Origin of the sequence: Streptomyces sp. SID4985 (assembly GCF_009863025.1) — a bacterium.
GTDB lineage: Bacteria > Actinomycetota > Actinomycetes > Streptomycetales > Streptomycetaceae > Streptomyces.
Genome location: NZ_WWIR01000366.1, coordinates 1 through 235 on the forward strand (window position 1 = coordinate 1; position 235 = coordinate 235).

Annotated in this window: 1 pseudogene; it reads left to right on the plus strand. The window is 70.6% G+C overall.

What is annotated here, in order from left to right:
* Positions 1 to 235: pseudogene (locus GTW40_RS15315) on the plus strand (DNA polymerase III subunit gamma and tau); the annotation flags it as partial.

A 235-nucleotide genomic window follows, 5' to 3' on the forward strand; every position in this document is an offset into this window, starting at 1 on the left:
GTCAAGAACCGCCGCCGCTTCACCTGGATCCTGCTCAGCCAGAACGCCCAGGTGACCGGCTTCGACGGCACCACCCTCCAGATCGCCTTCGTCAACGCGGGCGCCCGGGACACCTTCACGAGCGGCGGCAGCGAGGACGTACTGCGTCAGGCGCTCGCCGAGCAGTTCAACGTGCAGTGGAAGATCGACGCGGTCGTGGACCCCTCGGGCGGCGGCTCCGCGCCCCCGTCCGGCC